This is a genomic window from Paenibacillus sp. FSL H7-0940, assembly GCF_037979415.1.
Taxonomy (GTDB): Bacteria; Bacillota; Bacilli; order Paenibacillales; family Paenibacillaceae; genus Paenibacillus; species Paenibacillus amylolyticus.
In genome coordinates this window covers 1,358,941-1,373,426 of the sequence record NZ_CP150280.1, presented here as the reverse complement: position 1 = coordinate 1,373,426, position 14,486 = coordinate 1,358,941, and the positions used below count along the sequence as shown (strand labels likewise).

The window sequence follows — 14,486 nt, the reverse complement described above, 5'->3', positions numbered from 1 at the left end:
TATAATGTTAACGTAGAAACGTACATAAGAAAACTTCATGTCTGGCGGTTTATTTACGCAAATTACGATCGCTTGTCAGCCTGTTTTGCTGATTCATTACACGGCCTTCGTCCTGAACAGTTGAATCAGGGGGTGATAGCCCTCCTGCTCCATTCTCTAAGAATGCCCTTAAGTGATCTTCCCTTGTGTTATCCTGTTCCAGTCTCCTGAGCGTATCTTTCACATGGTTGTCCATTGATTGATCATCCTCCTTGGTGACGGGATAGTTATCATTACCCGCGTCCTGGAAGAATAAACACTTTTTCTGAAGAATTTTATTTCAGTTTTTATTTTCCGCCAAAATAAACGCCAGGTCGACGGTCTTCAAATACGGGAATACGTCCGCGAACCTCGTCTACCAGAGATGGACGAATAATTCCGGTCACGATCTCTTCCCCTTCGCCACCTTCAGCCACAATCTCACCCCAAGGATCAATGATAAGGGAATGTCCGAAAAATTCGGTCTCTCCCCCTTTACCTACACGATTACATGCGATCACATACATCTGATTCTCAATCGCTCGTGCGGTAAGCAACGTACGCCAGTGGTGCAAACGAGGGTTCGGCCATTCGGCGGGTACAATCAATGCCTTGGCACCATTCAAAGCAAGGGTGCGGGCAAGTTCCGGAAACCGGATGTCATAACAGATCGAAGCACCCGCTGTAAGACCGTTCTGCAATTCAAAAATTTCAGGTTCCGCACCTGGCTGTAAATATTTCTCTTCGTCCATCAGACGGAACAAATGTAATTTATCGTATCGTGTTACCTGTTTTCCTTCACGATCATAAGCGTACATTGTATTGTATATTTGACCATCCCGTTTCTCAGCAATTGAACCGCCAACGATGGATATTTGATGTTTTTGAGCAAAAGCAGACAGCCATTCCCGAGATTTCTGGCCTTCCGGGTCAGCGAGTTCATGAATTTGAGTCAAAGCGTATCCGGTATTCCACATCTCAGGTAACACAGCCAGCCCCAGATCCGGATATTGTTCTACCGCACGCTCAAGCAACGTCTGCATATGTTTATGATTAGCCTCAGGGTCTCCGAGTTGAATATCGCCCTGAATCAGGGCTACACGCATTTCTCCCTGTTGTTTTTCTGTCATGACAAGCACTCCTCTGAACCGTAATACCTGCTATCATAGCTTGATCCTCTTGAGGACTGCAAGCCTGTTTTTATTATGAACTTGCACACAACAACTCAGGGAGCAGGGTCAACAATCGATCACTCGTGAGCGCATCACCCACATTCCATGTTGACTCCTCCACAGGATATACCCGTCCATTCTGCACAGCCGGAAGGGCCTGCCAACTGGGACTTTTCATCAGCATCTCTGTAGCCTGTCTTGCCACAACTTCCTCAGGCAGCATAACAAACACATGATCTCCCGCGTACTGACGTACCGCTTCAGCCGAGATTTCCTTATAGGCTCTGCCTGCCACAAGTGCTTCCTTCACTTTGGTAACTGGCCTGAATCCCATTGGATGATATAACATAGGCGCCAGACCGATATTGCCCATAACAAATAATCGTGCACCCCGATGGTATGTAAATACGGATGCCGTTTCCCCCTCTTCAATCACAGTATGGATCTTCGCCCACATCTGCTCAGTACGCTCCGCATAGGAGGTTAGCCATTGTTCAACCTGCGGTTGTCTGCCAAACCAGCTGCCCAATCTGCGCATTCGTTCTTCCAAAGTGGCATGTGAATTGTAAGCAAGCGTCGGTGCAATCCGGTAAAGTTGTTCATACTGCTGTTCATTGCTGCTATCAAAAATAATCAAGTCCGGCTTCATGATAACAGCGGCTTCCACATTAACCGGAGCGACCGCGTCATATGTCCGTTCTTCTAGCAACTGAATGCCCAGCATCAGCATATCCCCAGCGCAATATCCGTAATACATAATTCGCTCCGGATTTACTGGAATATTCACATCATGACCCAACCAATCTTGTACTAATGTCTGCTGCTGAATCGATCTGTCATATTGACGAGGAGATAATCCGGTCATTTGGCGAAAACGCCTGCTGAAATAATACTCATCCTTAAACCCCACGCGGCTCGCAATATCCCGAAGTGGTTCATCTGATTTGCGAAGCCAGTCCTTGGCATGTTTGATGCGTACATGATTCACATAATCGAGCGGCTTGTGACCCGTGAGTTGTCTGAAAAGGGTCGTATATTGTACAGGTCTGATCTCCGCAAGTCGTGCCAGTTTCTGTACAGTGATTTCTTCAGCATAATGGTCGTCCACATACTGAATCGTACTGTGTAGCCTTGCTTCCATACTCTGTTCCGTCTTTGGAGAAGTGTACCGGGTAATGATCATCTCCATCCATTTTTGGAACTGTGCATTCAGATGGCTGTATTCAGCATCTGTTCTATAATTCCGAATGACATACATCTGCTCCAGCAACCCACTTAACGGAGCATAGGGATAACCATTCAATTGGTTTCTGTGCTCAAATACAGCGCGGGTAAAGAGTTCGGGATCACCCGTCAACACATGAATAACATCAAAAGCCATTATGATATATTTCAATTCCGAGTTATTACGATGTTCAATCTGGTACCCCTCTCCCGGAGAAAGCGGATAAACACATCCCGTAGTAAACGGAAACTGTTCATGCCCAATATATAAACGCCCATCCCCTTCTTCACAGATCAGGAAGGCATGTTTCTCGCAAGCAACTTCCAGCATCACCTGTTCAGGTAGTTCAATTCGACGTACCAGATGATCCAGCCGAAACATGAATGCTGAAAAGAACAACGCTCCCCCATCGGCATCCAAAGCCTGCATGTCGGTTCACCTCGTTTTTCTAAAATGAGAATAATTATCAATCATTCTGTATGGTCTGATTATAAGCGAGAGATTGTTAATAATCCAGATATGAGTTTAATCAGCAAAAAAGAGCGTTCAACGAAATGTTGAAGGCCCCTTTCACTTTTTTTATAACTGCATTACTCAAAGGTGTTACTGCTGCCTCACTAGCTCGTCACCATTATTGAATCATCTGTTTTGGCAGCTCTTGTAACAGCCACTCTCTGGAAAGAGCATCACTAGAAGCTTTTACGATATTAAAACGATATACTTTCCCTTCTTTCACCGCAGGCAGGTTCTTCCAGATTGTACTATCCAGCAATTCCTTGGTGGATTGCTTCGCATCGTCGGTCACAGGATCCAGAATAAATATCCGATCACCGGCAAATTCAGATAATTTTTCAGTCGAAATCTCTACAAATCCCATGTCTTCATCCAATACTTTCTGGATTTCCGCGGTTGGCTTCAGCCCGTCTTTTCCGTATAACAACTGTGGCAATCCTGCACCTGCCATGACAAACAGACGATTCCCGGGATACATGGTGAATACCGAAGCGGTCTCCCCTTCTTTTAATCCGTTCTCATGAAGTTGCGTCCACATCTCTTCCGTCGCTTTTTGATGAGCCGTAATCCAATCCTCCGCTTCTTGCTTCTTATTCAATAAGTCGCCAAGGATACGCATGCGATCTTCTATTAAACCAAATGAATCAAATGTAACTGTGGGTGCAACCTTTGCGATCTGATCATATTGAGCCTTGTCACTGTTGGAAAAAATAATCAGATCGGGATTCAGGTCTAACGCCTTTTCCACACTGATCGGAAATCCTACATCTTCTGCCTGAGCAACCTGATCATCAAATACGGTTCCCTCTTGACGAAGTATGCCGACAGGAACAACACCAAGCGCGAGCAGATCCCCTGTAACTTCTCCATGATAGATAACTCGCTTCGGATTTACAGGAATCTCAACTTCATGGCCAGTCCAGTCTTTGAATATCCGGGTCTCGCCCTCATTCGTCTCTTCCACTGCAGTCGTGGTCTCTGTGGTTTCTGTGGCTACTTTGGAATCATCTGCGCCAGCAGCAGGTGTTGCAGCCTGATTTCCACAAGCCAGTAGCAGGATGGATAACCATGTGATCGTTAATAATACTCCCGTATTTCGTATGCCCTTTTTCATTTCTATTTCTCCCCCTATATCATGTGCGTTGTGCTAGAAATTAATGATATTGATTATCATTATCGGATATTATCATAAAACATGGCTTCTCTCAGCTCAATGGACAAAACTAAATGGGCACTTTCAGTTTTGTACAATACTCCGCTCTTTGCTCCTATGTACTGTATATTCAAGTGCATTTCCCTCTATACAGCTCGGGATTTGCGTGATAAATTAATGAGAACTATTTGCCATTATTAATAACCGGAGTGATGAATATAATGACCCAATCAGACCATACATCTGCTCGTTCAGCTTTTAAGATACCGACTTCTGATGTGATGACACAGCTGCCAACGCAATTTTTTGCTACCCTTGTTCAAAATGTAAATCGTGAAATCGCAAGTGGACATGACGTGATCAATCTGGGTCAGGGGAACCCAGATACACCTACACCACCTCATATTGTGAAAACACTGCAAGAGTCGGCTGAGAATCCCCTCTACCACAAATACTCCCCTTTTAGAGGGTACTCTTTCCTGAAGGAAGCCGTCGCCAAACGTTATAAGGAAGATTACAACGTTGATCTGGACCCCGAGACTGAAGTAGCCATTCTGTTCGGAGGCAAAACCGGATTGGTTCAGTTACCTCAGGTCCTGCTAAACCCCGGCGACACCGTTCTCGTTCCAGATCCGGGCTACCCGGATTACTGGTCTGGTGTTGCACTCGCCAAAGCAAACATGTCATTTATGCCTTTGCTCGAGTCCAATGCATTCCTGCCGGATTACGAAGCTGTTACAGCCGAAGATCGGGAGAAGGCCAAGCTGATGTTTCTGAACTATCCCAACAACCCAACGTCAGCAACGGCACCCCTTTCGTTCTACGAAGATACGGTTGAATTTGCCATTCAAAATCAAATCGTAGTAGCCAGTGATTTTGCTTACGGTGCGATTGGATTTGACGGACATCGTCCCGTAAGTTTCCTACAAGCCCCTGGTGCCAAAGAAGTGGGCATTGAGTTCTATACGTTATCCAAAACGTACAATATGGCTGGATGGCGTGTTGGATTCGCGCTCGGTAATGCAGAGATTGTCTCTAAAATCAATCTGCTTCAGGATCATATCTATGTCAGTCTCTTCGGTGGAATTCAGGCTGCGGCAACGGAAGCACTTACTGGCTCACAGGAATGTGTTGCCTCACTGGTTTCACGCTACGAATCGCGTCGCAATACGTTTTATGACGCTCTTTCCTCGATTGGCTGGCAAGCTTCGAAACCCGCAGGTTCATTCTTCAGCTGGTTGCCTGTACCTGCCGGTTATACCTCCGCTTCATTTGCAGACTTGTTACTGCGAGAAGCCAAGGTAGCCGTAGCCCCAGGTATTGGTTTTGGTTCGCATGGCGAAGGCTATGTGCGCGCGGGACTGTTAAGTGATGAAAACCGATTACGCGAAGCTGCCCAGCGGATTGGTAAGCTGAATTTATTCAAGTAATTTACAGGACCATAACCCCTTTGCATATGCCAAGTTTCCATGGTATGTTATAAGAAATATTGAACGAAACGTGATGACGGGACCAGTAAGAGAATATCAGTCGCGCCCAGAGAGTAAATTCCACCCTGCTGAAAGAATTTACCGCGGCTCTTCTCTGAAACCTACCCCTGAGCGGCCTGTTACGTGCAGGACAGTGCCTTCTGTTACAGGGCATGAAGCCGGATGATCTAATCATCAATAAAGGTGGTACCGCGGAAGTAACGAACTTTCGTCCTTTTTAACTAAAGGGCGGGAGTTTTTTTTGTACCCGCTAAAGCCTGCTCCAGAAGCACTTATTAATCATGTTTAAGGAAGTGAAACCATGACTTCACGTATTGTAGTTAAGATTGGAAGCAGCTCGCTTACAACGGAAGAAGGCGGTCTGGATCGCAGTTCTATCACTTTTTTTGCCGGAGAAATTGCAGCATTGGCTAATCAGGGCCATGAAGTACTTCTGGTCACCTCAGGAGCGGTAGCGGCCGGATTCCGGGAGATCGGTTACCCTCAGCGCCCCAAACTGCTACATGAGAAACAAGCCGCAGCGGCCGTTGGGCAGGCATTACTGATGCAGGCATATCAACAGGCTTTTGCAGCGCACCGCGTTACTACGGCGCAAATCCTGTTAACTCGTACAGACTTTCACAGTCGTAAACGCATGGGTAACGCAGGTATGACCGTAGAAGAGCTGCTTAAACAGCGAGTGATTCCGATTTTTAATGAGAATGATACGGTATCGGTGGACGAATTGAAGTTTGGTGATAACGATCTGTTGTCCGCATTGGTTGCAAATCTGGTGAAGGCTCAGCATCTGATCATTCTTACCGATACCAACGGCCTGTACACCGCAGATCCGCGCAAAGATCCATCTGCCGTGCGTTACGACCGTATCCCCGAGATCACGGCGGAGATCTACGCTTTTGCCGGCGGTTCAGGTTCAGCGGTTGGCACAGGCGGAATGCGATCCAAAGTCGATGCAGCCAAGGTAGCTACACGTGGAGGCGTACCCGTATTTGTGGGAAGTGTGAAAGAACCCGGAGATATGCAGAAGGCAGTTGATGGCACGGGCAAAGGAACTTACTTTGAGACACGACTCGCTTCGTTATCCCGTAAAAAGCAGTGGCTGGGCTTCATGTCTACTCCGCTGGGAACCGTCGTTGTGGATGATGGTGCTGAAGAAGCACTTGTCCATGGGGGCCACAGCCTTTTACCTGTAGGCGTCAAGCGGGTACTAGGAACGTTCCACGCCGGAGACGTCGTAGAGGTCATCGGAATGGATGAAACCTTGCTCGGTCGCGGTATTGTCAATTATGATGATGACCAGCTTCGACTCATTGCCGGACTTCCCAGTGGCGAAGTGATGAAACAACTCGCTAGCATCCACAGACTTGAAGTTATTCATAGAGACGAATGGATTACGTTAAAATAAACATGAAGCTATATTAAGTTAAACTAATCATTTACACGTAACGGAGAGGACAGAAAAAACCTGAAAAAGCGGAGCGTTCGCCTAAAAGCTTTCTGAAAGAAAGCTACATCGGAAGCATACGCTTATCTCCGGATTTTCCCTTTAGAAAAGGGAATCAAAAAAATCTGGGGATAACAGCGATTGGAAGGTTATTCTGTCATCGTAGTGTATGTGTAAATAATCTTTAGTCCAACATGAGGTTAAAATTTTAACTTTATATATATGAGGAGGAATTACGATGAGTGAAGTCAGAGAAAAAGCCAGCAAAGCCCAAGCCGCGGTTCCACAGCTGAACCGATTGAATACAGAACAGAAAAATACGGCCCTGCGTGTCATGGCAGATGCTTTGATTAAGGAGACGGATTCCATCATTACGGCAAACGCCGAAGATCTGGCACGAGGCAGAGAACAAGGCACGCCGGAATCCATGCTGGATCGTCTCGCACTTAATCCAGAGCGGATCGCAGGCATTGCTGAAGGGTTACGTCAGATTGCAGATCTGCCTGATCCAGTCGGCGAAGTGTTAGAGACATTCACCCGTCCTAACGGATTACATGTTGAAAAATTAAGAGTGCCGATTGGCCTGATTGGCATCATCTACGAAGCTCGTCCTAATGTAACTGTAGACGCAGCCGGATTATGTCTTAAAACAGGTAATGCAGTGCTTCTGCGCGGCGGCTCCTCTGCCCTGTCCTCCAATCGTAAAATTGTGGAGGTGCTGCATCAGGCACTCACAACGACAGACATGCCTGCTGATGCTTTGCAATTGGTTGAAGATGCAGATCGTGCTTCCGTAGATGAGATGCTCAAGTTGAACGGATTGCTGGACGTCATCATTCCACGCGGAGGAGCTTCCCTCATTCGTAATGTGGTTGCCAATGCAACCGTACCTGTCATCGAAACTGGGGCGGGCATCTGCCATACCTATGTGGATGAATCAGCCGATCCAGTTATGGCAGCCGAAATTGCCATCAATGCCAAGGCACAACGTCCATCAGTATGTAACTCCATGGAAACGTTGCTGCTGCATGCCGCATATGCGGAAGAGCATCTGCCTGCTCTTGCCGAGCAATTCCGTGAGGCCAATGTGGTCTTGAAAGGTTGCGACACGGTGCGCCGTCTTGTCCCTTCCGCTCTTGAGGCAACCGAGGAAGACTATGCGACCGAGTACAACGACTATATTTTAAATATCCGGGTGGTCGAGAACCTGGACGAAGCGATGCAGCACATCGCACATTACGGAACCAAACATTCCGAGTGTATCGTAACCCGGGATACAGCCCATGCAGAGCGCTTCATGCATGATGTGGATGCAGCAGCCGTCTATCACAATGCGTCCACACGTTTCACTGACGGATTTGAATTTGGCTATGGAGCCGAGATCGGAATCAGTACCCAGAAACTGCATGCACGTGGGCCGATGGGACTTCCAGCACTCACGTCGACCAAATATCGGATTACAGGCAATGGACAGATTCGTCAATAATATCCCAGCACCAGTTATATAGGAGGAACGATAAATATGAGTCAAGAGCAACAGACGTTACTACAACAGAAGATTACTTTCCACGGAGCAGGCGCGATGGCTGAAGCCATCGTGCGCGGACTGATCTCCCGCCTAGTCGTTCGTCCTCAGGATATTACGATGCTGAACCGCAGCAACCAGAAACGTCAGGAGGAGCTCAGCACCCGTTATGCTGTACATACCGGAACTGCCTCGCAATCCTTGGATCACCTTGCCTCCACTCCGGTCATTGTACTCTGTATGAAACCCAAAGATGCTGCTGCAGCGCTGCGCGAACTTGGGCCACTGTTATCACCGGATCAACTGATCGTATCTGTCATTGCCGGATTATCAATCCGCACGATGCAGTCCTTGCTTGGTCGTAAACAACCGATCGCGAGAACCATGCCGAACACATCCAGTACCATTGGACTCGGTGCAACCGGGCTTGCCTTCTCTGCGGAGATTACGGATGAACAGCGTAGTACGGTGATGACCATGTTTGAAGCGGTTGGTATCGTAACCATCGTACCTGAAGATAAACTCGAAGTGCTCACTGGGATTTCCGGAAGCGGCCCTGCTTATGTATACTATTTAATGGAGGCCATGATTGCGGCAGGTATTCGTGGTGGCTTATCCAGCCAGCAATCTCGTGATCTCACTGTTCAGACGGTGCTGGGCGCATCACGTATGGTACAACAAACCGGTTTGGAACCGATGAAGCTTCGTAGTGATGTGACATCCCCGGGAGGGGCAACCCAGGCAGCACTGAAAACGCTGGACGAAGGTGATTTCTTCGAAAATGTAATCGCAGCCGTCAACCGCTGTGCAGAGCGCTCACGGGAGATGGGAGCTGCTTTGGAAGGGGATTTAAAATGAATAACATGTGCACAGCCACATATCGTCTGCATGATGATCATGCAGACTTTCGCAAGAAAGCTCAGTCCATCGCGATTGGCATGACCGTGGGTAGCTGGACTGAGTTGCCGCAAGCACAACGTGAAGCGATGCAGAAGCATCTGGGCGAAGTAATCAGCGTAGAAGTCCATGAAGCTGATGGCATGGCTGCGGGTGAGCGTTACGCTGATATTACTATCGGATATCCTGATGTTAACTTCAGCCGTGATATCCCTGCCCTGCTCGTGACGGTCTTTGGCAAAATCTCAATGGATGGCCGGATTAAATTAACCAAGCTTGGTTTCTCGGATGGCTTCCTGAGTGCATTCCCGGGTCCAAAATTTGGACTGAATGGTGTTCGTGATCTGCTTGGTGTGCATGATCGTCCACTGTTAATGAGTATCTTCAAGTCAGTTATTGGGCTAAATGCAGATGAACTGCGTGAACAATTTATTCGTCAGGCTCTTGGTGGCGTTGATCTGATCAAGGACGATGAGATTCTGTTCGAGAATAAATTGACACCTATCGAAAAAAGAGTAGAGGTCTGCATGAAAGCTGCCGAACAGGCACGCCAGGAGACCGGCAAGAAACTTCTGTATGCAACCAATCTTACAGGGCCTACATCTCGTCTGAAGCAACAAGCTGAACGTGCTATTGGTGCAGGAGCCAATGCCCTGTTATTCAACGTATTGTCTTACGGATATGATGTGCTGCATGAACTCAGCAGTGATCCTGACATCAATGTGCCAATTATGGCTCACCCTGCTCTTGCAGGAGCACTGTATCCTTCACCACATTATGGCATGTCGGCTTCGGTTGTACTTGGTCAGTTGATGCGTCTTGCAGGTGCCGATCTGGTGCTCTTCCCTTCTCCTTATGGTTCGGTTACGATGCCGAAGGAAGAAAATATGGCGATCACGGAGCAATTACTGACAGCTGATCTGCCAGTACGAACCAGTATGCCAGTACCTTCAGCAGGCATCCATCCAGGCCTTGTACCGCTCATTTTGCGTGACTTTGGCACAGATGTCATCGTTAATGCTGGTGGCGGTATTCATGGGCATCCTATGGGCACTGAGGCAGGCGGACGTGCATTCCTGCAAGCCATTGAGGCAGCTCAGCGTTCCATTCCACTCGCGCAATATGCAACCGAGCATCCGGAGCTGAAAAGCGCATTGGACCTGTGGGGTGGCGAACGATGAGAAGTGATAAAAAAACAGTCATTTTCTGTGACTTTGACGGTACGATCACGCTCTCGGACAACATCGTAGCGATCATGAAACATTTCAAACCTGATGGCATTGAAGCGATTATGAAAGATACGATTGAGCAAAAAATCTCGCTTCGTGAAGGTGTTGGAGCCATGTTTGCTCTGTTGCCTGCATCGCAGAAAGATGAAATAGTGGAATTTGTGCTTGGACAAGCGGGGATCCGTGAAGGATTCAGCGAGTTTCTTGACTACGTTCGCAGCGAAGGTATCGAATTCAATGTGACCAGCGGTGGTATGGACTTTTTCATTGAACCGTTACTCGCACCATTTCATATCCCGCAGGATCATGTCTATTGCAATGGAGCTGACTTCTCGGGTGAAACCATTAAGATTGAATGGCCGAATCCCTGCCAGCCTCCTTGTGAGAATGGCTGCGGCATGTGCAAAACAACAGTCATTCGTACCTTCCCGGAAGAACAATACAATCGAATCCTCATTGGAGACAGTCTGACGGATTTTGAAGGTGCCAAAATTGCCGATCTCGTCTACTCCCGCTCCATTTTAACGGACAAATGTATTGAGCTGGGTGTGGACCATGTGCCATTCGCTACCTTTTACGATATCATCGAAGATATGAAACAGAAGCAAACACAAGGAGTGCTGTAAACGATGGGCTTTGAAAAGATTACATTGGAACACAAACGTCAGGTCCTTGAAGAACTGGCTGATATTAAAGCGTTGTTTGCCAGTCGTAACTGGTTCCCTGGAACAAGCGGCAATCTGTCGATGCGTGTAGGAGACTTTGACCCGGAGCAATTTTATTTTGCGGTTACCGCCTCAGGCAAAGACAAATCCCTTCGCACTCCGGAAGACTTCCTTTTTGTGGACAAACACGGCAAAGCGATTGAGACAACCACGTTGAAACCAAGTGCCGAAACATTGATTCATTGCGAAATCTATCGTTTGACTGGTTGTGGTGCTGTATTCCACGTGCATACCGTGTTTAACAACCTGATCAGTGAATTCTTTGGAGCAGATGGACACGTACCGATTCAAGGAATCGAATTGATCAAGGCTTTCAACATTTGGGAAGAAAATGCGGAGATTCGTGTACCCGTTCTGCCTAACTTTGCGGATATTCCATCTATCGCTGAATTGGTGCCAGGTGTACTTGATGCCAACGTACCAGGAATTTTGCTGCGTAACCACGGCATATATGCGTGGGGCAAGGATGCTTTTGAAGCGAAACGTCATCTGGAAGCGTTCGAGTTCCTGTTCGAAGTGATGTACCGTCAACTTCTGCTGAAGGGCGCTACGAAATAGCAATCATTTATTCGAAAACAAAGCTGCAAAACCAAAAACACGCCAGAGGCTGATATACATAGCCCTTGGCGTGTTTTTTTGTTGAGGGATAACAGCGATTGAAAGGTTGCTCTGTCATCGTAGTGTCAGTGTAAATAATCTTTAGACCACTCTACAGTCGATCATCCCGATCCTTGAATAGAAAGAGGCTGTCTGCTCCCTCATCATTTCCTTGAGCAGCACTATGGATACCCGTCCCCCTCTGCTTGCCTAACAGCAGTTTCAAACCGCCAAAAATGAGCAGCAAGGATACGATGACGGTGTTTAAATAGGAACGGATTTCGTATGTCATAAATGCATTAGGGAACAGCTCATTCAGCTGTGGAATGACAAGCCGGATCGTCAGGTAATATAGACCCAGCGCGGCGATCCCGAATCCAATCAGACGCTGATGGCGGGCCCAGTCCTTGAAGATCGGTTGATCAACCAAAGGCTCGCGTCCATAACGACTGGAGCACTGGAGCCCGTCAAAGAAGCTGTAGAACCAGATCAGTGGAATCATGAACAGAAACACCGATAAGTGAAGCAGGTCGAGAACATAGATGCTGCCCAGGAACAGGAACATCAATTGCATGCCTCTTTTCTGCAATCCCAGATATAGATGACCTGCACCTGGAAAAGCGGATAGCAGCGTTGCAAGCACTTTGCTACGTCGTCCGGCTACCCTGCCCATCTCCAATTCTTCGAACAATGTCCGATCCTGCAACACCTCACCAGCCTGCTTACGATGGACATGCTGCACCGCATCAAACATGCAGTATACCCATATTACAGGCAGTATGAGTAGAAACATTAAAAATACCGATTCATTGGTGATCGAAGCTACAAAAACCATCATGGCAAATGAACCAAAGAACGCCATCAAGAACGACAAACCGCGATGCAACAATCCCAGATGAAGGTGTCCCAATCCCGGAACAAATGAGAGCAAAATGGTGAAGAACCGTTCACCCTCACTGCCTTTTCGGTATATGGGTTGACCATAGGGTCCCTCAGGATGGCCATATTCACCACCTGGATGTTGATGTAGCTCATCTTCATTCATCTGCTCCGTAGGACCTTGCTGACCCATGTATGCTCCCTGGTAGGCTGCTCCTTGGTGTGGAGGCGCTCCATAAGCCGCACCGTATCCCCTATAATGTGCTTCTCGGGCAGAAGGTGTACGGAGCAGAACAATAACCATATCCAGCATGCTGATCCCCCAGAAGAAAGCAGCAAAAAGTGCACCGAAAATTAATAAATCTTGTTCATTAGTGACCATGGCTAACATGAATGAGCCAACAGCTGTTCCGAAGAAAAGCAATGGATAGATCACGGCTCTTGCAGCCCGTCCCCAATACATGAAACCGAGACCTGGTATCAGGTTTAATAGAAATGCGAGTAATTTGTTACGATCTGAGTGCACAGTCGTCATCCTTTCTTATCAGGCAATGCGAAACTATTTATGGTTTAGGCTTGAGGTTATCCAGCCATGAAGTGGCTGCCTCCGTCCATTTCTCGGTAAATGACCCTCTGTGGTCGCCATCCTGGAACTTGTGATATGGTGCTACCTTGTCAAAAAGTCCAGACGAGAGGAAGATCAATGTCAAACAGGCTGCTACCGCGTAATGGAACACTTTATGATCAAGCCAGCGCCGGTTTCGCCCAGCACGGGACTTGCGTTGTACCTTGGGTGATTGAATGCCCTCAATCCGATGCATGACTGAATCCGCAAACCCTGTTGGGTCATGTAGCGGAGGCAGTTCTCCATGGATACCAAGCGCTTCCAGATAGATGTCCATCGCATCCGGATCTTCCATCAGAAGCTGTTCCATTTGGTTCGCTTGAGTTTCACTCATACGGCCTTCAATATAATCAGTCCATTGCGCAGCGGTATACTTCTCCTGTTTACTCACGCCATTCATCCTCCTTCCAATTTTTTCGAATCCACTGCCGGGCACGATACAAGCGGGATTCCACAGTCTTCACAGCCACCTGTGCATCACTGGCAATCTGCTCATAATTTTTTTCGCTTAGATAATACGCAGTGATAATGTCACGATGCTGAGCAGGCAACTGATTAATTCGTTCGCGAAGTTTATCCTGACGTTCTTCACGAACGAGACGGGTAAGAACGTCTTCATCCCGTCCGGGCATATTGATTATTTTTTCTTCTCCACCCAGATCCTCAGCAGTTCGTCTGCCCAGCTTGCGTTTGGCATCAATCGCTTTGTGAAAGGCAATTCGGGTTAACCACGTTTTGAAACCTTCAGAACGGTAGTCGGGGAGAGACTTATACATCTGTATGAACGCCTCCTGAGCTGCATCCTGTGCTTCCTGATCGTTCCTGAGTACGGAATAGGCCACATGGTATACATGCTGGCTATATTTATCAATCAGAGTACGCATCTGGGATGTATCTCCTTGACGGATTTGTTCGATTACGCGCGCTTCATCAATAACTCTCCCCTCCTCTCCAATACAATAGACGACAGCTTGTGCGTTAACCCCTGCGTGAT

14 protein-coding genes and 1 other annotated feature are annotated in these 14,486 nt (G+C 47.5%); of the genes, 7 read left to right on the top strand and 7 right to left on the bottom strand.

Features of this window, described 5'->3' with window-relative positions:
- Positions 1–49: 49 nt before the first annotated feature.
- The 4 genes from MHB71_RS06205 to MHB71_RS06190 all read right to left on the bottom strand — a co-directional run bounded on the left by MHB71_RS06205 (position 50) and on the right by MHB71_RS06190 (position 4,042).
- Complete coding sequence (locus tag MHB71_RS06205) at positions 50–235, bottom strand: hypothetical protein (RefSeq protein ID WP_017687767.1); 186 nt, start codon at positions 233–235, stop codon at positions 50–52.
- Positions 236–326: 91 nt separating this feature from the next.
- The gene (locus MHB71_RS06200; RefSeq protein WP_340029078.1) at positions 327–1,148 is read right to left on the bottom strand and encodes a carbon-nitrogen family hydrolase; all 822 of its coding nucleotides are present in this window, start codon (positions 1,146–1,148) and stop codon (positions 327–329) included.
- Positions 1,149–1,221: 73 nt separating this feature from the next.
- Positions 1,222–2,844 carry an AraC family transcriptional regulator gene (locus MHB71_RS06195; protein WP_340029077.1) on the bottom strand — a complete coding sequence of 541 codons (1,623 nt, stop codon included), beginning with the start codon at positions 2,842–2,844 and terminating at the stop codon, positions 1,222–1,224.
- 202 nt (positions 2,845–3,046) lie between these two features.
- Positions 3,047–4,042 (bottom strand): ABC transporter substrate-binding protein, encoded by a 996-nt coding sequence (locus MHB71_RS06190; protein ID WP_340029076.1) that lies wholly within the window; start codon positions 4,040–4,042, stop codon positions 3,047–3,049.
- 260 nt (positions 4,043–4,302) lie between these two features.
- Here MHB71_RS06190 and MHB71_RS06185 point away from each other — a divergent pair, with 260 nt between their 5' ends.
- The 7 genes from MHB71_RS06185 (at position 4,303) to MHB71_RS06155 (ending at position 11,949) form a co-directional block, all read left to right on the top strand.
- Positions 4,303–5,511, top strand: a complete 1,209-nt coding sequence (locus MHB71_RS06185) for a pyridoxal phosphate-dependent aminotransferase (protein WP_340029075.1) — start codon at positions 4,303–4,305, stop codon at positions 5,509–5,511.
- 64 nt (positions 5,512–5,575) lie between these two features.
- Positions 5,576–5,790 (top strand) — a binding site (T-box leader).
- 82 nt (positions 5,791–5,872) lie between these two features.
- Positions 5,873–6,976 (top strand): glutamate 5-kinase, encoded by a 1,104-nt coding sequence (proB, locus tag MHB71_RS06180; protein ID WP_340029074.1) that lies wholly within the window; start codon positions 5,873–5,875, stop codon positions 6,974–6,976.
- Between the two features lie 277 nt (positions 6,977–7,253).
- Entirely contained in the window at positions 7,254–8,501 is a 1,248-nt protein-coding gene (locus MHB71_RS06175; protein WP_036671975.1) for a glutamate-5-semialdehyde dehydrogenase, read from the top strand.
- A gap of 36 nt (positions 8,502–8,537) precedes the next feature.
- Entirely contained in the window at positions 8,538–9,398 is an 861-nt protein-coding gene (gene proC, locus MHB71_RS06170; protein ID WP_036671976.1) for a pyrroline-5-carboxylate reductase, read from the top strand.
- Positions 9,395–10,618, top strand: a complete 1,224-nt coding sequence (locus MHB71_RS06165) for a 2,3-diketo-5-methylthiopentyl-1-phosphate enolase (protein WP_310336529.1) — start codon at positions 9,395–9,397, stop codon at positions 10,616–10,618. Before proC ends, MHB71_RS06165 begins: the two co-directional genes overlap by 4 nt.
- The gene (locus tag MHB71_RS06160; protein WP_340017805.1) at positions 10,615–11,292 is read left to right on the top strand and encodes a 2-hydroxy-3-keto-5-methylthiopentenyl-1-phosphate phosphatase; all 678 of its coding nucleotides are present in this window, start codon (positions 10,615–10,617) and stop codon (positions 11,290–11,292) included. The genes MHB71_RS06165 and MHB71_RS06160 overlap by 4 nt, the downstream gene beginning before the upstream one ends.
- A gap of 3 nt (positions 11,293–11,295) precedes the next feature.
- Entirely contained in the window at positions 11,296–11,949 is a 654-nt protein-coding gene (locus tag MHB71_RS06155) for a methylthioribulose 1-phosphate dehydratase (RefSeq protein ID WP_036607600.1), read from the top strand.
- Positions 11,950–12,100: 151 nt separating this feature from the next.
- On the opposite strand, the gene MHB71_RS06150 is transcribed toward MHB71_RS06155, so the two are convergent.
- Genes MHB71_RS06150 through MHB71_RS06140 form a run of 3 tightly spaced genes read right to left on the bottom strand, consistent with a single transcriptional unit; the run spans position 12,101 to position 14,376 of the window.
- Positions 12,101–13,402: a multi-tm2 domain protein gene (locus MHB71_RS06150; RefSeq protein WP_340029073.1), complete on the bottom strand. Its 1,302-nt coding sequence runs from the start codon at positions 13,400–13,402 to the stop codon at positions 12,101–12,103.
- Positions 13,403–13,430: 28 nt separating this feature from the next.
- On the bottom strand, positions 13,431–13,883 hold the full coding sequence (locus MHB71_RS06145) for a hypothetical protein (protein ID WP_036671982.1): 453 nt from the start codon (positions 13,881–13,883) through the stop codon (positions 13,431–13,433).
- On the bottom strand, positions 13,876–14,376 hold the full coding sequence (locus MHB71_RS06140) for an RNA polymerase sigma factor (protein ID WP_235193861.1): 501 nt from the start codon (positions 14,374–14,376) through the stop codon (positions 13,876–13,878). The genes MHB71_RS06145 and MHB71_RS06140 overlap by 8 nt, the downstream gene beginning before the upstream one ends.
- Positions 14,377–14,486 lie beyond the last annotated feature (110 nt).